At 64.1% G+C, this 18,419-nt stretch carries 15 protein-coding genes; 3 read left to right on the top strand and 12 right to left on the bottom strand.

What is annotated here, in order from left to right; all coding sequences use genetic code 11:
* Window positions 1-4: 4 nt before the first annotated feature.
* The 7 genes from I6L48_RS05465 to I6L48_RS05435 all read right to left on the bottom strand — a co-directional run bounded on the left by I6L48_RS05465 (window position 5) and on the right by I6L48_RS05435 (window position 6,388).
* Window positions 5-1,141: a tetratricopeptide repeat protein gene (locus tag I6L48_RS05465; protein ID WP_216987839.1), complete on the bottom strand. Its 1,137-nt coding sequence runs from the start codon at window positions 1,139-1,141 to the stop codon at window positions 5-7.
* Window positions 1,138-2,028: an ExeA family protein gene (locus tag I6L48_RS05460; protein ID WP_180898701.1), complete on the bottom strand. Its 891-nt coding sequence runs from the start codon at window positions 2,026-2,028 to the stop codon at window positions 1,138-1,140. Before I6L48_RS05460 ends, I6L48_RS05465 begins: the two co-directional genes overlap by 4 nt.
* Before the next feature lie 151 nt (window positions 2,029-2,179).
* Window positions 2,180-3,856, bottom strand: a complete 1,677-nt coding sequence (gene mshL / locus I6L48_RS05455; protein WP_045522955.1) for a pilus (MSHA type) biogenesis protein MshL — start codon at window positions 3,854-3,856, stop codon at window positions 2,180-2,182.
* 70 nt (window positions 3,857-3,926) lie between these two features.
* Entirely contained in the window at window positions 3,927-4,229 is a 303-nt protein-coding gene (locus tag I6L48_RS05450) for an MSHA biogenesis protein MshK (protein WP_029313533.1), read from the bottom strand.
* A 55-nt stretch (window positions 4,230-4,284) separates the two neighbouring features.
* Window positions 4,285-4,932 (bottom strand): MSHA biogenesis protein MshJ, encoded by a 648-nt coding sequence (locus tag I6L48_RS05445; RefSeq protein ID WP_103259363.1) that lies wholly within the window; start codon window positions 4,930-4,932, stop codon window positions 4,285-4,287.
* The gene (locus I6L48_RS05440) at window positions 4,932-5,525 is read right to left on the bottom strand and encodes a PilN domain-containing protein (protein ID WP_010672617.1); all 594 of its coding nucleotides are present in this window, start codon (window positions 5,523-5,525) and stop codon (window positions 4,932-4,934) included. The genes I6L48_RS05445 and I6L48_RS05440 overlap by 1 nt, the downstream gene beginning before the upstream one ends.
* A complete protein-coding gene (locus I6L48_RS05435; protein ID WP_113069490.1) occupies window positions 5,525-6,388 on the bottom strand; it encodes an MSHA biogenesis protein MshI in 864 nt (287 codons plus the stop codon). The genes I6L48_RS05440 and I6L48_RS05435 overlap by 1 nt, the downstream gene beginning before the upstream one ends.
* A gap of 120 nt (window positions 6,389-6,508) precedes the next feature.
* Here I6L48_RS05435 and I6L48_RS05430 point away from each other — a divergent pair, with 120 nt between their 5' ends.
* Window positions 6,509-7,423, top strand: coding sequence for a 1-aminocyclopropane-1-carboxylate deaminase/D-cysteine desulfhydrase (locus I6L48_RS05430; RefSeq protein ID WP_162726137.1), 915 nt, complete (start codon window positions 6,509-6,511; stop codon window positions 7,421-7,423).
* Here I6L48_RS05430 and I6L48_RS05425 read toward each other — a convergent pair.
* Window positions 7,420-9,339 carry an EAL domain-containing protein gene (locus I6L48_RS05425; protein WP_113069486.1) on the bottom strand — a complete coding sequence of 640 codons (1,920 nt, stop codon included), beginning with the start codon at window positions 9,337-9,339 and terminating at the stop codon, window positions 7,420-7,422. The genes I6L48_RS05430 and I6L48_RS05425 overlap by 4 nt on opposite strands.
* Before the next feature lie 513 nt (window positions 9,340-9,852).
* Here I6L48_RS05425 and I6L48_RS05420 point away from each other — a divergent pair.
* The gene (locus I6L48_RS05420) at window positions 9,853-11,388 is read left to right on the top strand and encodes an EAL domain-containing protein (RefSeq protein ID WP_113069484.1); all 1,536 of its coding nucleotides are present in this window, start codon (window positions 9,853-9,855) and stop codon (window positions 11,386-11,388) included.
* Between the two features lie 151 nt (window positions 11,389-11,539).
* On the top strand, window positions 11,540-12,637 hold the full coding sequence (locus I6L48_RS05415; RefSeq protein ID WP_010672612.1) for a calcium:proton antiporter: 1,098 nt from the start codon (window positions 11,540-11,542) through the stop codon (window positions 12,635-12,637).
* A gap of 194 nt (window positions 12,638-12,831) precedes the next feature.
* Here the strand turns inward: I6L48_RS05415 and hutH are convergent, their stop codons facing one another.
* From hutH to hutI, 4 genes are read right to left on the bottom strand one after another with little or no spacing between them, the layout of a single operon-like run.
* Complete coding sequence (gene hutH / locus I6L48_RS05410; RefSeq protein ID WP_010672611.1) at window positions 12,832-14,364, bottom strand: histidine ammonia-lyase; 1,533 nt, start codon at window positions 14,362-14,364, stop codon at window positions 12,832-12,834.
* Window position 14,365: 1 nt separating this feature from the next.
* Window positions 14,366-16,069: a urocanate hydratase gene (gene hutU, locus I6L48_RS05405; protein WP_216987838.1), complete on the bottom strand. Its 1,704-nt coding sequence runs from the start codon at window positions 16,067-16,069 to the stop codon at window positions 14,366-14,368.
* 45 nt (window positions 16,070-16,114) lie between these two features.
* Window positions 16,115-17,053, bottom strand: a complete 939-nt coding sequence (hutG, locus tag I6L48_RS05400) for a formimidoylglutamase (RefSeq protein ID WP_213319717.1) — start codon at window positions 17,051-17,053, stop codon at window positions 16,115-16,117.
* Window positions 17,046-18,281, bottom strand: a complete 1,236-nt coding sequence (gene hutI / locus I6L48_RS05395) for an imidazolonepropionase (RefSeq protein WP_010672608.1) — start codon at window positions 18,279-18,281, stop codon at window positions 17,046-17,048. Before hutI ends, hutG begins: the two co-directional genes overlap by 8 nt.
* Between the last annotated feature and the right edge of the window lie 138 nt (window positions 18,282-18,419).

Below are 18,419 nucleotides of genomic sequence, written 5' to 3'. Positions count from 1 at the left end.
TCTATCAATGGGTCAGTTGGCCAATTCGTTGTTCGAGCCATTGGGTGGAGGCCTCCCCCAGATTGCCGTGCAACTGGGCATTGCGATAGGCATCCAGTGCCCGCTGACGGTGTCCCTGACCATCCTCCGCCACCCCCAGTCCCAGCCACCAGCGCCCCTGATCCGGCTGCTGGCGCAGCAGCCTGACGTACATCTCGGACGCCTGGACAGGCTGCCCCAGCTCCTGGGCAAGGCCGGCCCAGGTGGCGTAATAATCCAGATTGCTGGCAATATCGGGCTGATAGCCGGTGAGCCAGTCCAACGCCTTCTGCCGATCCCCGCCGCTGATGGCCACACGGGCCAGCAGCAGACGCAGGTCCGCCTGCGCGGGATCCAGCCTCAGCCCCTCTTCCAGCACCTGGGCGGCCTCGGTCAGCCGTCCGGCGCCATAGAGCAGGCCCGCCAGCTGTTCCCGCGCCCCCTGGTTGTGGGGATCGTGAGCCAGCACTTCGTAGTAGCCATCCTGCGCCTCCTGCATCCGTCCCTTGGCCATGGCCGTGGTCGCCTTGCGCTCGGCCAGGGTGGCCAGCTCGGCGTCGGAGAGTTCCACCGTCTCGATCTTCAGGATCCCGGGTTTGCGCGGCGCGGCGGGTGCAGGCGCCTCTTCGGCGCCCTGCTCCGCGGCCAGCTCGGCATAAAGGTCCGGTTGCAGCTCCTCGTCGCTCGGGATCGTCTCGTCCCCCAGCGCTTCATCCGGATTGCCCTCATCGGCGAGCACGGCCTCATCGGCCGGAGCCTGCTCGGCTGCGGAGGGGGCCACTCTCGTGGCGGTCGACTCGGCACTGGCGGCGGGCACCTTTGCCACTGGCGCGGCAGAGGAGACCGCCTGCGTGGTGGCCACCACCGCCAGGGGCGCGGATGGCGCCGCCGCAGGGGCAGTGCGGGGGGCCTCGACCTGCGCCGCTGGCAGGGAGGCTCGCTGGCTCTGCTGCCAGAAGATCCAGGTGCGCCAGCCGAGGATCCCCAGGGCCAGGGTACACAGCAGGGTCAGCACCAGCATCCACCAGCCTTGCTGGCGCACCGGCGCCACATAGACGGCGGCGCCCTCGGCCTCTTGCTGACGCCTATCCAGATCTTTCAGCATCTGATTGATCACGCTCATGACCAGACTCCATACGCCAGGGCAGTGCCCAGCAACAACAACAGGGGCCACCAGAGGGTGAGACGGCCACGGCGGGCATCATCGGTATCCCGGATGGCGAGCCGGACCAGGGCACTGTCGATCCGCCGCACACCGCGACCATAGGCCAGCATCAGGCACTTCTGCGCCAGTATGTTGATGAGGCGGGGAATGCCGCGGGATGCGCGCCACAGCCTGCGCAGGGCACGGCCATCGAACAGGGCGGCCCCGCGATAACCGGACACCTGCAGCCGGTACTCCAGATAGGCCCGGGTCTCGTCGAGCCGCAGCGGCCGCAGGCGGTAGGAAAAACCGATGCGCTGGCGCAACTGGCGAAGACGGGGCTGCCCGAGCCTGGCATCCAGCTCGGGCTGGCCGAACAACACGATTTGCAGCAGCTTGCTGGATTCGGTTTCCAGGTTGCCAAACAGCCGGATCGCCTCCAGGGTCTCGTCCGGCAGGGCTTGCGCCTCGTCGATCAGCACCACCACCCGGCTCCCCTGCCGATGCAGGGAGATCAGATGGCGGTGAATACGATCCGTGAGCTCCAGCTCGCTCTCCCCCGCCAGCGTCAACCCCAGCTCCAGGGCCAGGGCCGTGCGCAGCTCCCCCGGAGTGAGATGGGGGTTGGGCAGCCAGGCCAGGCGCACCGGGCAGGCCTCGGAGCCGAGCTCGCTCAGCAGTTTGCGACAGAGCAGGGTCTTGCCGGTGCCGACCTCGCCGGTCACCTTGATGAACCCCTCCCCCTGGGAGAGCGCCCAGTTGAGCACCTGCATGGCCTCCTCGTGGGGGGGCAGGCCGTAATAGAAACCGGTGTTCGGGGTCAGGCCGAAGGGGGCCTCCCGCAGTCCGAAGTGACTCAGATACATGCACCCTCCCGGCCAGAGTCCCGGGCGCGCAGCCGCAGACAGCCCCGGATCAGCGACATGGCGCCACCGCCGTCGGGCAGGGCAGAGTGGCGGCAGCCGGGAGGCGCCGCCACATGGGAGAAGGAGTGCTCAACAGGCGCGTCATCCCGGATCAGCCCTTGGGGGGATACCATTTGTCGAGCAGTTCGGAGGAGCGTTGCAGCTCTTTCTGCCAGGTGTCTTTTTCCACCACGGTGGGCTTGAGCAGGATCACCAGCTCCACCTTGCGGTTGCTCTCCCGGCGGTTGGTGAAGGCCTCGCCGACCCAGGGGATGTCACCCAGCAGGGGCACCTTGCTGACAATCTCCTGCCTGTCGGTCTTCATCAGACCACCGATGACGATGATGTCCCCATTGTTGGCCTGCACCACGGTATCGGACTCGCGGATGGAGCTCTTGGCCAGCGGCAACACCAGGGGATCGGCGGTGCCGACGCTGATGGTCTTGCTCTGCTCCTCGGTGTCGATGACGGAGGGGTGGATATGCAGCAATACCTTGCCCTGCTCGTCGATCTGGGGCGTCACGTCCAGGGCTATCCCCGAGAAGAAGGGGGTCAGCTCCACGTTCGGGGTGACGATGGGGGCCGAAGTCCCCGAGGTGGTGGTGGTGGTCGAGGCGTTGGTGACGAAGTATTCGTCCGTCCCCACCTTGATCACCGCTTTCTGGTTGTTGGTGGCCGTCACGCGCGGGCTGGAGAGGGTGTTCACGTCCCCCTGGGTCTTGAGCAGGCTGACCGCGACGTTGAAGTTGCCATCGGAGATGGTGAAACCGGCGCCGCCCCCCAGAGCCCGGAAGATCTGGTTGGGGGTCGAAGCGATGGGGCTGTCCATGAGGGAGCCGCCCCCCGTGATGCCCTTGCCGCCGTCCCAGCTTGCGGAGAGGCCGCTCCAGTCCACCCCCTGCTCGTAACCCTCGTTGAGGGACACTTCCAGGATCCGCGCCTCCAGCACCACCTGGCGCTTGAGGTGTTCGCCGGACTGGTCCAGGAACTCGCGCACCGCCTTGAGCTCTTTGGGATAGGCACGCACCGTGACCAGGCCCGCCTGGGGACTGGTGATGACGGCCCGCCCTTCCCCTGTGCCGATCAGGGTCTGCAGGGAATCCCGCAGATCGGTCCAGTAGTCGTTGTTGCTGTCCGTCTCGATGCGGGTGCCGTTGCTGTTGGTGTTGTTGTCACCGCTGGCGGTGTTGCCCTGGCTGTTGTTGTTGCCGCTGTTGTTCAGGCCGTTGTCGAAGTTGTTGTTATTGCCATTGTTGTTGTCGTTGGCCGTCACCCCGCCTGTGCTCACCGAGGTACGGGAGAGACCGCGCCGGGCCATCATCAGGTAGTTGACCGGAATGGTCTCGGTGCGCAGACCGGCGGGATAGACGTGGAACACGTTGCCCTTGCGCTGTACGTCGAAGCCGTACATGTCGCCGACGGTCGCCAGCGCCTCCTGCAGGGTCACGTCCTTGAGCTCTACCGAAATGACGCCCGCCACACCGGGATGGACCGCCACGCTGTAGCGGGAGCCCTTGAACAGGGAGCCGAAGAACTCCACCGCGTCCACGTCATGGGCCGCGATGCGCATCCGCTTCTCGGGAATGGTCATCGGCTGCTGGGGACGATTGAGCTGCAACAGCTCGCTCTGCACCGAGGGCGGCAGGGAAGTCAGGGGGGCGGTCGGGCTCTGCTCGCTCATCGCCTGCTTGAGTGCATCTTTGGCCTGTACCGGCTCGGGGTGACGATAGGTAGTGCAACCCGCCACCGCCAGCGCGAGGGGAAGCAGACAAAAAGGGTGTTTTTTCATGTTATTCGTGCACCTGACTCGCTATGAAACTCGACAAACCTGGCCCGCACCATCCCGTGCGACACCCACTTCACATCCGGATCTTGCTGCCAAACAGGGTCAGTGTCTGGCGTTTGCCCGCTTTTTCCAGCACCACGCTGTCGGCGCTGATCCCCACCAGCCGGAATCCGTTGACCTGCTGGCCGACCCGGTAGCTTTGACCGTCGAGCACCGCCAGGGCGGGCCCGCTCCCCAGGATGACGCTCTGCAACCTGGGCAGACCGGCCTCCTTGGCGACACTCGCCGCCGAGCCGGATCCCGCCAGGGGCATGGTGGGATCCTGCAGCACCTCGGCCTGGGCCTGCAGCGCGAGCAGGCTCCCCCACAGGGCCAGCCAGCGCCAGGATGGGAAGGCAAAAATGCGGGATCCCGTCCCGCCGACATGCCGCTTAACCACGGATGAACTCCTTGCTGGTGCTGAGGGTGTAGATCTCCATCGCTACCGCCGCCTTGGGATGCTCGACCACCCGGTAGTCAAAGCCCTTCCAGTAGAAGTGGCGAGGCAGGGCTTCGAGCGCTTTCAGGTACTGGTAGACATCGAAATAGCCGCCCTCCAGCTGAAGCCGGATGCCGTGCCTGAACAGGTTCACCTTCTGCTCCCCGGCCATCAGCGGCTCGGGCTTGAGGGAGGTGAGCGCCAGCATATGCAGGTTGGCGGAGCGGGACAACAGAGCTTCCAGCACCGCGGGCATTTCGTGGGCGGGGATCAGATCCACCGTCTGAGCCAGCAGCTCGGCATCCATCTGGCGCAGAGTGGTCTCGACACCGGCGAGCTGCTCGCGTACCTGGGCATCGGGATCCCGCCCCAGCCTGGCCTGCTTGCCCTGGTTTTCCAGGGTCAGGATCTCCAGATCCCGCTGCGCCGCAGCCAGGGCCTGCCGATCCTGGCCCAGTCGGGTGTCGGCGTCATCCAGCCAGCCATAGATGCCCATCGCCCCGAGCAGCACGACCCCGGTCAACAGAATGAGGATCCGCTCGCGCAGGCTGAGGGCTGCGATCTGCTGCGCCCATCCCTGCCATTGTGCCTTCATGTCCATCAGGGGGTCTCCCGCGCTATGCCACTGAGCTGGAAGGCAAGTTGGCCCTCCTTGTCCCGACTCAGGGTGAGCTCGCCAAACTGCTTGCCCGCCAGGGAGGGGGTCTGTTTGAAGCGGTTCACCCAGGCGGGCACGTCCTGACTGCGTTCGGCCACGCCCGCGAGGTTGATGCGCCCGTCGCTTATTTCGATCCGTTGCAGGGAGAGACGGGGATCCCGCAGGCGGGCAAGGTCCGCCATCACCCCTGCATAGCCCTGGGATTTTTGCAGGGAGAGGTGGCCAAGCTGCTGCATCAGCGCCTGTTTGGCCCCCAGCTCTTCCCGCTTGTCGGCCAGTTGCCGCTGCAAGTCTGCATTCGCCAGATGGCGCGCCAGCTCCGCATCGAGACGCCTGGCCTCGCCGCGCTGCACGTCGAGCTGTGCCCGCACGCCAGCCAATTCACGATCGAGGCCCTGCTGTTGCCAGCCATAGAAGAGGGTGGCCCCCAGCAGCAGCACCAGGACGCCGCCCCAGACCAATGCCATCTGGGGCAGGCTGGCCCACAGGCGTCTTGGCCGGAATTCGGCGCCATAGAGGTTGATATGGTGTTTCATTAGTCGCTCCTGCCCAGGGCCGCGCCATAGGCACTGAGGTATTCGACTCCTGCCAGTACGGCCTTGTTTGCCATGGCCGACACCGGGAAACCGAACGTCTGTTCTAGGTGACGCACCAGTACCCCCATGGCGGAGGAGGCGATGGCCAGGTGCAACTGGCCGGGCTCGGGCAGCTTGAGATGGCCGGCCAGATAATCGATGGATCGCTGGATCTCCAGCGCCAGCGCGTCGAGCTGGTCGGCATCTGGCTCATGGCTGCCGGTGAGGCTCGCAAATCCGCGCAACTGGCGGGAGAAGCAGAGTCCGCCCCGATGGAAGACCAGCAGTTGCAGCTCCTGCCCCCGGGGTTGCCAGAGCAGCATGCGCACCATCTGGTCCGCCTCGTAGAGGGCCGTCATGGCCAGCTCGTCACTGACGATCGCCTCCAGGGTCGCCGCGCCGTTGACCGCATCCGCCACCTGCTGCACCCGGCTCTTGGGCATGCAGACAACGTTGATGCGCGGACGCCCGGCAGGGGGCGTCGGCAGGTCCACATAATCCATGGCGAGCTGCAACACCGGCTCGTTGACGAAATCCTTGATGGCCCAGGGCAGGGCCCCCGCCATCTCGGCATCGGGGACGGCGGGCTTGTCGATCTGGATCTGCTGATAAAGGCTGGCCGCGAGGGCCACCCGCACCTTAGACTTGGCCAGACCGTGCCGGGAAAACAGCTCGGCCAGGGCCTTGGACCAGTCGTGGGGGCCGTTGACAGGCTGGCTGGCAAACACGGGAACGGGGTCCACGCAGGCCAGCAGAATGCGATCGCTGGCCAGCAGGATCCCGACCTGATGGCTGGAGGGAGAACGCCTGAACAGTGACTTCATCTGGATCTTCACCTGGCCGCGTAAAACGGACTAAACCTTAACATAAACAGGCTATTAGCCTCCAACTTTATGACAAACGACGCATCGACGGCCACGCTGGCACCCACGGGAGACGATCCCATGGCCCCCCTTCAGCTCCCCTCCCCCCTGCACCGGATCCGGCATCCTCTGCTGGCAGCCCATGACGTCACGCTCTGGTGCAAGCGGGACGATCTGATCCACCCGACCCTCTCCGGCAACAAGTGGCGAAAGCTCAAATACCATCTGCAACAGGCACAGATGCTGGACAAGGGACACATCCTCTCCTTTGGCGGCGCCTACTCCAATCACATCCACGCCCTGGCCGCAGCAGGACTCAGACTGGGACTGCGCACCACGGGCATCATACGCGGTGAAGGGGATACCGTCAGCAATCCCACCCTGAAAGCGGCGAAAGGCTGGGGCATGGATCTCGTTTTTGTCGACCGGCAGGACTATCGCCGGCGCCAGGATCCCGAATGGCTTGCCCGGTTCGAGGATGACGACACCCTGCTGGTACCGGAAGGAGGCAGCAGCCCGCTGGCCATCCCCGGGGTGGCCGAGCTGGTCGACGAGGTGCCCTTCTCGCCGGATCTCTGGGTGCTGCCCTGCGCCAGCGGCGGCACCCTGGCGGGGCTCATCGCGGGCAAGCGGGCGCAGGAGCAGATCCTGGCCATCGCCGTGCTCAAGGGGGCCGATTTCATCACCGGCGAGGTATGCCGGTTGCATCCGGCGGCGGCCACCACCCCGGGCTGGCGCATCGCGCTGGATCACCACGACGGCGGCTATGCCAGGTTCAGTCCGGCACTCTGGCAATGGGTGCAGGCATTCAGTGCCGAAACCGGCTTGCCGCTGGAACCCATCTACAGTGGCAAGGCGATGTGGGGGCTGTTTCGCGAACTGGCGGCAGGCCGCATTGCGCGCGGCAGCAAGATCGTCTTCATCCACACCGGTGGCTTGCAGGGGCTGGCGGGCCTGGAGGAGCAGGGCCGCCTGTCACCCCGGCCGGGACGCTAGTCAGGCAGGTTGAGGGGCTCGGGGTCGGCAAACCAGGGACCTTGACCGGCATGCACGCCCAGGTGTCGCAACATCTTCCACTCGTCGCCACTCTCCACCCCCACCGCGATGACCCGGGCCTGGGTATTGGCACAGCCCCCCACCAGACTGCGTACCGCCATCTGGTTGACCTGGCGCAGGTGGATCTCCCGCACCAGACTGGGGTGCAGCTTGAGGAAGTGGATCTCGAACTCCTTGATGTACTGGGTGCTTACCACGTCCTGGCCCGCATGATCGATGGCCAGCCTGCACCCCAGCATGCGCATCGCCCGAAGCGGTCGCTTGAGGGCCTCGTAGTGGCGGGTCACCTGGGACTCCGACAACTGCAGGATCAACCCCTCGTTGGTACTGCGCGGCAACTGGAACAGCTCGAAGAAGAGCTCGCGCTGGAACTCGCGGGTGAGCAGGTTCTGGGCGCACAGAGAGAGGCTGATGGGGCAGCTCGATGCCGGTCGCTGGCGCAGCAGTCGCAAGGCTCGGGCCACCACCAGCCTGTCCAGCGGCAGCAGCAGACCGGCCTTCTCCGCCATGGGCATGAAGACCCCCGCCTGCAGCTCCCGGCCCTGCTCGTCGTGAAGGCGGATGATCAGCTCCTGCAGCAACACCACCTGATCCCGCTCCTGTTGCACAGGCTGGACGTAGAAGTCGATGCCCTGCTCCTCGATGCGACGGCTGATCAGGGTGCGCCAGCGCACCGTTCCCTTGCTGCTCGCCTCCTCGTTGAGGGATTTCTCGAACAGGAACCAGCCGCTGTGTCCTTGCAGGCGCGCGCTCTTGAGCGCCAGCTCCGCCTCTTCCTGCACCTTGAGCAGGGAATCCTGTGCTTGATAGCAGACCGCACCGAGATAGACGGCGGTGTCGGCATTGACCGCTTCGGGCCAGTGCAGCCGCTGCAGACTCTTGAGCAACTGGCTGGCACCGTCCACCATCTCGCTCTCTGACATGTTCGGCAGCAGCACGGCAAAGACCTGACCGGCATAGCGCGCCTGCAGGGCTCCGCTGTGCTTTCGCACGAAGGCGGCGATGGTGGCGCTCGCCTCCATCAGGAGTTCCTGGCTCGGGCGCCCGCTCAGCTCGGGATCCAGCTCTTCCAGACCGGCCAGCTCGATCAGCAACACGCCGCCGCTGATCACGCTTGCCTCCATGATGGCGCTCTCCAGCCGGTTGTCGAAGAAGAGGCGATTGCCAATGCCCGTCGTCTTGTCGACGAAGGCGTTGCTGCGGATGAAGTTGTCGAAGCGGCTGCGCTCCTTGCGGGCGTCGGCCAGCTCGGTCAGCAGATGGGTGAGGGCCTGACTGGCCGAGACAGGCCACTCTTCGGCAGGATCATGGGCCAGCTTGGTCAACTTGCCATCCAGGATCAGCTGGGCACGCTCCGCCAGCAGCTCGGCACCGCGCAACTGCTGGCGGAGCCAGCGGATGGAGTACCAGAGCCCGAACACCACGATGAAGATACCCAGAGAGATGCCGAACATCGCCTTCATGGAGTACTCGAACTCCTTGAACGGCCTGTCCAGCTTGAAGTCGGCCCGCATCCCGGCCTGATTGGGGATCGCCTCGCTGTAGGCGATCAGCAGACTCTCGTCCGTCTGCTGCTGCACATCGCGAAACCAGTAGACTCGCTGCTTGTCCTGACGGATCTCCAGCTCCACCACATGGGAGGCCCGCAACAGGGAGGGCAGCCAGCGGGCAAGGGCTTGCTGGTCATCGGTCACCCCGAGCTGCTTGTCGATGATCTCTACCAGGGAGTCGACCCGGTTCTGCTGCAGCTCCATTCCCATCTGGCGGAAACTGAAGACCCCGCCGAGCATCACCATGGCCATGGCCGAGATCACGCACAGCGTAATAAAAGAGACGAGTTGAGTGGTCAGTTTCATGTGCCTTTCCGTAGCCGACAGCATCCATAGGGCATCATGGTATCAGCCCAGACCAAACGCCGCCTATGGATGAAGATCCCGCTTCTGCAAATAAGCGGGCGGATGCGTCATGCGGCGCCGTTGTGCGGGCCGCAAAACAGGCATCAAGGGAGAGAACGAGGGGACACAGGCTGAGGAGCGGACAGAAAAATGGTCCCACAACGGGGACCAAAAGAAACACTCATATCAAAACTAACACTCTGTGCTACTGACAAAAATAGATACAGGAGTATTGAACACACGGTGAGTCAAACCGCACCGCTACTTTAGCCACTTCAGATAAGCTGGACAATTGTCATTTATGACAGGTCAGCGATTGAATCTTGTTCGGGTGTGTAGCCATATCCTTTATTTATCAATTAATTATCGTTTTTGTTCCAAGTGTGACCAACTTGGCTCAAATCGATGCAGCTAATGCTATGATGCTTGAGTCTCAATCGGGTTTTTTCATTTCATGGAAGAAGGATGCCCACCATGTCTGCACGATCTCCGTTATGGATTCCTCTGGGCCTCTTCTGTTTGCCCCCGCTGCTGATGCTGTTGCTCACCCCCCTGTTGAGCGACAAGCTGGCTCACCACCTGTTGCAGACAAAGGAAAGGGCTCTGCTCGACTACCAGCAGGAGCGCAACCAGCTCCTGGATCACGATGTCCCCGCTCAACTCGCCCACTTTGCCTTCGATTGCGGCCCCAAAGACATGGCGCTGCTGCGCTCACCCCAGTATTACAACCGCCATATTCGCCTGGCCGGCCTGCAGCTTGCCAACGGGAGCGGCTGCTCCACCCTGGGCCCCGCCCTCCCCCAGCTTGCCGACGCCGGCATACCGGTCTCCCCCGACTTTCATATATCCAGCACGGCCCCCATGTTCGATACCGAACGCGAAACCCTGGTCTATGCGAGGCGCAACGGCAATCTGGCCTATTGGGTACTCGACAGCAGCTGGAGCCATGAGCTGCTGCGCACCCCCTGCAACGACTGTTTCTACCTGGAGTTCAACCACAAGCACCCGACCCAGTCCGGGCTCTTTTTCCCCCGTGGCAACAAGCACATTCGAGAAGAGGCACACCCGATGCGGCTGCTCAGTTTCGATCCCCAGCATCAGGTGGAACAGACCCTCTGGGCTGGCGAGGCACTGAAACGCTACGCCCGCTCACAGATACACCGTGATGGCCTCTGGTCGGCCGGGGCGCTGGGGGCGCTGCTGGCGGCCCTCTACTGGAGCCTTAGAAACTACCGGCGCTCCCTCAAAGGATTGCTGCAAAGAGGGCTGGCTCGGCGGGAGTTCATCCCCTTCTATCAGCCCATAGTGGACAGCAGAAACCGAAGGGTGGTGGGATTCGAGGCCTTGCTGCGCTGGCAGCGAGGACGGGATCTGGTGTCGCCAGGCACCTTCATCGCCTATGCGGAGGAGCAGGGGCTGATCCTGCCGATGACGGATCAACTGCTGGAGCGCATCCTGGCGGATCTCCCCGTCCTGGCCCCGCACCAGTGGGTCAGCGTCAATCTGGTGGCGGGCCATATCGAGCAGCCTCGTCTGCGCACCCAGTTGCAGCGCCATGGCTGGCCCTCGCCGGCCCGCCTCACCTTCGAACTCACCGAGCGGGATCCCATCAAGCACATCCAGGGGGCCATGGCGGAGATCGCAGCCCTGCAGGAGAGGGGCTATCACTTCAAGCTGGATGACTTCGGCACCGGTTATGGCGGCTTTGCCTACTTGCAACGGCTCGGCATTCGCCAGATCAAGATCGACAAGATGTTCGTGGATACCATAGGCACGGACGACCTCAAGCGCAGCGTGCTGGATGCCACCATCGCCTTCGGCCTCAAATCGGGCATGGAGATGATCGCCGAAGGGGTCGAAACCCAGGAGCAGGTGGAATACCTGCATCGCCACGGAGTCCACCTGATCCAGGGCTACGTCTATGCCAAGCCCATGCCCCTGAGCAAACTGAAGATCTGGCTGATGGCATGGCAAGAGGGCGAGACAACCAGCCCCTCCGACCCGCACTGAGGCGGTATCTGCCCCGTCTCTCACCCTTTGCAACAAAATGATGCTCCGCATGAGGAGCATCTCCCCTTATCATGGGTCTGTGCACCTTGGGTGCACCAAGTCGCTCCATACCCCGTCGGCCGAGGCCGCCCCGAGATGAGAACCACTGCCTATGAAGTCTTTTATCCGACAAGAGATTGCTCTGCCTGCCGGTCTGCTGACCCTGCTCTTCTTCAAAACCTTGGGGAGCGACCTGCTGGCAGAGACAACCCCCCTTGCGGTCTATCTGCCGGTGTCGCTGGCCCTGCTTGCCATCGTGACCTGGGCCATCTTCTCCGTCGTGCGTCACTCTGACGCCCTCGCCATCAAGCTCGGAGAACCCTTCGGTACCCTGATCCTGACCCTCTCGGTCATCTCCCTGGAAGTGGTGATGATCTCCTCCGTCATGCTGACCGGCGATCCCAATCCCACCATGGCCCGGGACACCATGTTCGCGGTGGTGATGCTGGTCACCAACGGTCTGGTGGGCTTCACCCTGCTGTTTGGCGGCTGGCGCTATCACACCCAGAACTTCAATCTGGACGGGGTCAAATCCTATCTGGTGGCCATCATTCCCCTGGCACTGCTCTGTCTGGTCCTGCCGAACTTCACCCAGGGCGGCACCCTGGGCAGCCTCTCCAAGGCCATGTCATGGATGCTGATCATCATCTCCATCCTGCTCTATGGTGTCTTCCTGCTGATCCAGACCCGCAGCCACAGCCACTTCTTCGTCGACAGCGATCACGAGGATCTCGAGGATCACCACGGCCCGCTGCAGAGCAACGTCTATCACACCCTCTTGCTGCTCGCCTACCTGGTGGTAGTGATCCTGCTGGCCAAGACCCTGGCCATCCCCATCAACTACGGGGTGCACGTGATGGAAGCCCCGATGGCGCTGGGTGGTTTCATCGTCGCCTGTATCGTGCTGGCTCCCGAAGCGGTCGGTGCCATCAAGGCGGCCTTCAACAACCAGTTGCAGCGGGCCATGAATCTCTACTTCGGCTCCGTGCTGGCCACCATCGCCCTCACAGTACCCTCCGTGCTTTTCATCGGCTCCCTGATGGGGCAGGAAGTGCGCCTGGGCCTCTCCCCTGCCGACATGGTGCTGCTCATCACCACCCTCATGGTCTGTAAAGTGACCTTCAGCAGCGGCCGCACCCACGCCCTGCACGGCGCCACCCATCTTGTGCTGTTTGTCGTTTACCTGTTCCTGATGTTTGAACACGGATAAGGCTGCCAGCACTCACCCCAGTGCTGTTCGTGGTTTATCTGTTCCGGATGTTTGAACACGGATAAAGCCGCCGCCTCTGTCTGCTGCCACTCTGCGCTGCCCGCTTCCGATGGCCCCGACGCGGAGCGCAAGAGACGGAAATGAAAAGACCGCCCCATGGGCGGTCTTATTTATGGTTGCTCAGACTCCGGGTCTCAGAGGCTGGGCAGGGTCCCGGCCGGGATCAGGTCGTTGTAGCTGGCACGGCCCAGCAGGGCGGCCGCCGCCTCGATGTCCGGTGCAAAGTACCTGTCCTTGTCATAGAAGCTGACCTCTTCCCGCAGACGGCCCTTGGCCAGCTCGATGAGCTCGGTGGAGCGCAGGGGTGCGCGGAAGTCGAGCCCCTGGGCCGCTGCCAGCAGTTCCACCGCCAGGATGCCACGGGTGTTCTCGGCCATGTCCGCCAGCCGGCGACCGGCGAAGGTGGCCATGGAGACGTGGTCCTCCTGGTTGGCCGAGGTGGGCAGGCTGTCCACCGAGGCCGGGTGGGCCAGGGTCTTGTTCTCGGAGGCCAGGGCCGCCGAAGTAACCTGGGCGATCATGAAACCGGAGTTCACCCCGCCGTTGTTCACCAGGAAGGCCGGCAGGCCGGACATGCGCGAGTCGATGAGCAGCGCCATGCGCCGCTCGGACAGCGACCCGATCTCGGCGATGGCCAGGGCCAGGTTGTCGGCTGCAAAGGCCACGGGTTCTGCGTGGAAGTTGCCGCCGGAGATGATCTCCTCATCCTCGGCAAACACCAGGGGGTTGTCGGAGACCGCGTTGGCCTCGCACACCAGCACCTCGGCGGCCTGACGGATCTGGGTCAGGCAGGCCCCCATCACCTGGGGCTGACAGCGCAGGGAGTAAGGATCCTGCACCTTCTCGCAGTTGTGGTGGGACATGCCGATCTCGCTGCCGTCCACCAGCAGGTGGCGGTAGCAGGCGGCCGCATCGATCTGGCCGCGCTGGCCGCGCACCTCGTGAATGCGGGCATCAAACGGACGGCGGCTGCCGAGGGCCGCTTCAACGCTCATGGCACCGATGGTGATGGCACCGGCGTAGAGATCCTCGGCATGGAACAGCCCTTCCAGCGCGAAGGCGGTGCTCGCCTGGGTGCCGTTGAGCAGGGCCAGCCCCTCTTTCGGCGCCAGGGCAATGGGCTCCAGTCCTGCAATCTTCAGGGCCGTGGCGGCGTCGATCAGCTCGCCCTTGTGACGGGCCTTGCCTTCACCGATCAGCAGGCAGCTCATGTGGGCCAGGGGCGCCAGATCGCCGGAAGCGCCGACGGAGCCCTTCTTCGGCACCACGGGGTAGACCTCGGCGTTGATAAGGGTCATCAGGGCCTCGAGCACCGTCAGCCGGATGCCGGAGAAGCCACGGGCGAGCGAGTTGACCTTGAGCACCATCATCAACCGCACGGTGGCGTCATCCATGTACTCGCCAATCCCTGCCGCATGAGAGAGCACGATGGAGCGTTGCAGCTCGTCCAGCTGCTCCACCGGAATGCGGGTGTTGGCCAGCAGGCCAAAGCCGGTGTTGATGCCGTAGACCACCCGGTTTTGCTCGATCACCTTGGTGACCACGGCGGCGGAGGCGTGGATCCCCGCCAGGGCAGCCGGATCCAGGCTGACGTGTACCGGCTCACGGCTGACACGGCGCAGGGTGGCGAGGCAGAGTTTGCCCGGTTGCAGATTGAGTTCGAACATCTTATTTCACCCCTTTGCCGGTGGCGTCGATCATCGGCAGATCCAGTTTCGCATCAACGGCACAGTTGATGGCAATCTCGTAGCCGGCGTCGGCGTGACGCATCACCCCGGTGGCCGGGTCGTTGCGCAGCACGCGGCCGACCCGCTTGGCGGCATCGTCGGTGCCGTCACAGACGATCACCACGCCGGAGTGCTGGGAGAAGCCCATGCCGACCCCGCCACCGTGGTGCAGGGAGACCCAGGTCGCACCGCCGGCGGTGTTGAGCAGGGCATTGAGCAGCGGCCAGTCGGAAACGGCGTCGGAGCCATCCATCATGGATTCGGTCTCGCGGTTCGGGCTCGCCACCGAGCCGGAGTCAAGGTGGTCACGGCCGATGACGACCGGAGCCTTCAGCTCGCCATTCTTCACCATCTCGTTGAAGGCCAGGCCCAGGCGCACCCGATCCTTGACGCCAACCCAGCAGATCCGCGCCGGCAGGCCCTGGAAGGCGATGCGCTCGCGGGCCATGTCGAGCCAGTTGTGCAGGTGGGGGTCGTCCGGGATCAGCTCTTTTACCTTCTGGTCGGTCTTGTAGATGTCTTCCGGGTCGCCGGAGAGCGCCACCCAGCGGAACGGGCCAATGCCCTCGCAGAACAGCGGGCGGATGTAGGCCGGCACGAAGCCCGGGAAGTCGAAGGCATTCTTGACGTCCTCTTCCAGCGCCATCTGGCGGATGTTGTTGCCGTAATCGAGCGTGGCGGCGCCGCGGGATTGCAGGGTCAGCATGGCTTCGACCTGACGGGCCATGGAGCGGCGAGCCGCCACGTTGACCTCGTCCGGTGCGCTCTTTTGCAGATCGCGCCATTGGGCCACGCTCCAGCCCTGGGGCAGGTAGCCGTGTACCGGGTCATGGGCGGAGGTCTGGTCGGTCACCACGTCCGGCGTGATGCCGCGAGCCACCAGCTCGGCGAAGACGTCGGCGGCGTTACCGAGCAGGCCGACGGAGACGGCGGTGCCGCTGCGTTTGGCCTCCTCGATCATGGCCAGCGCCTCATCCAGGCTGTGGGCCTTCTTGTCGACGTAGCGGGTACGCAGACGGAAATCGATACGGGTCTCGTCGCACTCCACGGCGATCATGGAGAAACCGGCCATGGTGGCGGCAAGGGGCTGGGCACCGCCCATGCCACCCAGGCCCCCGGTCAGGATCCAGCGGCCTTTGGGCTCGCCATTGAAGTGCTGGTTCGCCACCGCGAAGAAGGTCTCGTAGGTGCCCTGCACGATCCCCTGGGTACCGATGTAGATCCAGGAGCCAGCGGTCATCTGGCCGTACATCATCAAACCCTTTTTATCGAGCTCGTTGAAGTGCTCCCAGTTGGCCCAGTGGGGCACCAGGTTGGAGTTGGCGATGAGCACCCGCGGCGCATCCTTGTGGGTCTGGAACACCCCGACCGGCTTGCCGGATTGCACCAGCAGGGTCTGATCGTCCTCGAGCCGGGTCAGCACCTCGACGATCTTGTCATAGCAGGCCCAGTTGCGGGCGGCGCGGCCGATGCCGCCGTACACCACCAGGGACTGGGGATGCTCGGCAACATCCGGATCCAGATTGTTCATCAGCATCCGCAGTGGCGCTTCGGTGAGCCAGCTCTTGGCGGTCAGCTGGGTGCCGCGGGGAGCACGGATCACGCGGCTCGGATCGTGGCGGGGATCCTGGTGTTGTACAGACATAGACACTCCTTGTTTAGCGATGCAGTCAGGCGGCGCGGTGCGCCACTACTTGGTCAACTGGTGAACCAGGCGCGCGGCCACGCGGGCACTGCGGTTGTCCTGATCCAGGTTCGGGTTGTACTCGGCCAGATCGGCGAGCCTGAGCTTGCCGCTGGCCCGGATATGGGCGATGAGCGGTTCGATGACCGCCAGCTCCACGCCGCGAGCGGCGGGAGCGCTCACTCCCGGCATCACCGCCGCCGGCAGCACGTCGAGATCGATGGTGAGATAGAGGTGGTCGCAACGGGCGATAAAGGCATCCAGCCCGCCTAGCAAGGCTGGCAGTTCGGTCGGCGTCATCGCTTCGTCCAGCACGTGCCAGACTCCCAGCGCCTCGGCGCGGGCAAAGAGCGCCGCGGTATTGGCGGTTTCGGCCACTCCGAGACAGGCATAGTGAAAGGGGGTGCCCTGGGCAGCACACTGCTCGGCAATCTGGAAGAAGGGGGTGCCCGAGCTCGCCTGCTCCTGTTTCATGCGCAGATCGAAGTGGGCGTCGAAATTGATGATCCCGACCCGCCCTTCGCCGCCAAGATGACGGTTCAGGCCGCTCCAGCTGCCAAACGCCACCTCGTGGCCGCCTCCCAGCACCAGGGGGAAGTGCCCCTGATCCAGCGCACTCGCGACCCGCTCGGCCAAGCGCCCGTGGGCGGCATCGAGATCGCCGTCCTCACAGGCCAGATCCCCGCCGTCATAGACGGGGGCGCCCAGATGCCAGGCCGTGTTGGCCAGCAGCTTGCGCACCGCCAGCGGTGCACCGGCCGCGCCTACTCGTCCCTTGTTGCGGCGGACCCCTTCGTCACAGGCAAAGCCGAGCAGCACCACGCCGGGTTCGCGATTCTCCTGCCAGGGTTGCACCCTATCGTGCCAGCGCAGGGCCAACTCACCGTCTTCGGGATCCTGACGCCCCTGCCAGACCGACATGTCGATCCCGTTGAACTTATCCATGAAGGGTCTCCTCCCCGTTGACCACACGGCTCACCAGCTGATCGACACCGATGAGGTAGCTGAGCTCGGCCGGATGGCCGCAGTTCCAGACAAGGAAATCCGCCAGCATGCCGACCTTGAGCTGCCCCAGCCGTTCCTGCTCGCCAAGCGCCCTGGCGGCGTGGCGGGTCACCCCGGCCATGGCCTCCACCGGGGTCAGGCCAAACAGGGTGCAGGCCATGTTCATGGCCATGCGCAGGGAAACGATGGGAGCCGTGCCCGGGTTGATGTCGGAGGAGACAGCCATGGGTACCCCCGCCTTGCGCAAGGCGGCGATCGGGGGCAGCTTGGTCTCCTTGAGGAAATAGAAAGCGGTGGGCAGCAGGGTGGCGACCACGCCACGGTGGGCCAGCGCCTGGATCCCGTCCTGATCCAGATATTCCAGATGATCCACCGAGAGGGCGCCGAAGTGGGCGGCGAGCGTGCTGCCCCCCAGGTTGGAGAGCTGATCCATGTGCCCTTTCACCGCGAGGTTGTACTGATCCGCCGCCAGATAGACTTGCTCGGTCTGGGCAAGGGAGAAGCCGATGTGTTCGCAGAAGACATCCACCGCATCCGCGAGACCTGCCTCGGCCGCCGCCGGGATGATCTCCTGGCAGATGGTCTCGACCCAGGAGTCTGGATCGTCGCGATACTCCGGCGGCACCGCATGGGCCGCCAGCAGCGTGGTCTTGACCCGGATGGGCTGCGTCTCTCCCAGACGACGGGCCACCCGCAACATCTTGAGCTCGTCTTCCAGGGTGAGGCCGTAGCCGGACTTGATTTCGACTGTGGTGACCCCTTCCCGGATCAGGGACTTGATCCGCGGCAACGCCAGCTCATAGAGCCGCTCCTCGCTGGCTGCCCGGGTGGCGCGCACCGTGCTGATGATACCGCCCCCCTTGCGGGCGATCTCCGCATAGGGGACTCCCTTCTGGCGAAGTTCGAACTCTTCGGCGCGGCTGCCGGCGAAGATGAGGTGGGTGTGGCAATCGATGAGACCGGGGGTGACCAGCTTCCCCTTCATGTCCTGCCAGGAGGCGGCATAGGGGCCCTTGAGATCCTGCATGGGGACAAGAGCGTGGATCTTGCCATCCCGCACGCCAAGGGCATGGGGCTCCAGCAGGCCGTAGTCCGCCAGATCGGGGCGCAGGGTGGCGGGTGTCACGTTGAGCCAGACCCGCTCGCAGTTCAACAGTTCCTTGTTCATACCGACCTCTAAATGTATATACAATAATTTATAGCCGATCTCTGAAAAGAAAGAAAGGATCAAGTTCACATCTTGATAACAGCGGCTTTATTAGAGTGTAAGCACAAAAAAGCCCACCGAGAGGTGGGCTTTTAAATG

Source organism: Aeromonas sp. FDAARGOS 1418 (assembly GCF_019048585.1).
GTDB lineage: Bacteria > Pseudomonadota > Gammaproteobacteria > Enterobacterales > Aeromonadaceae > Aeromonas > Aeromonas caviae.
The sequence above is the reverse complement of the archived record's forward strand: the minus strand, read 5'-3'. Positions and strand labels throughout refer to the sequence as shown.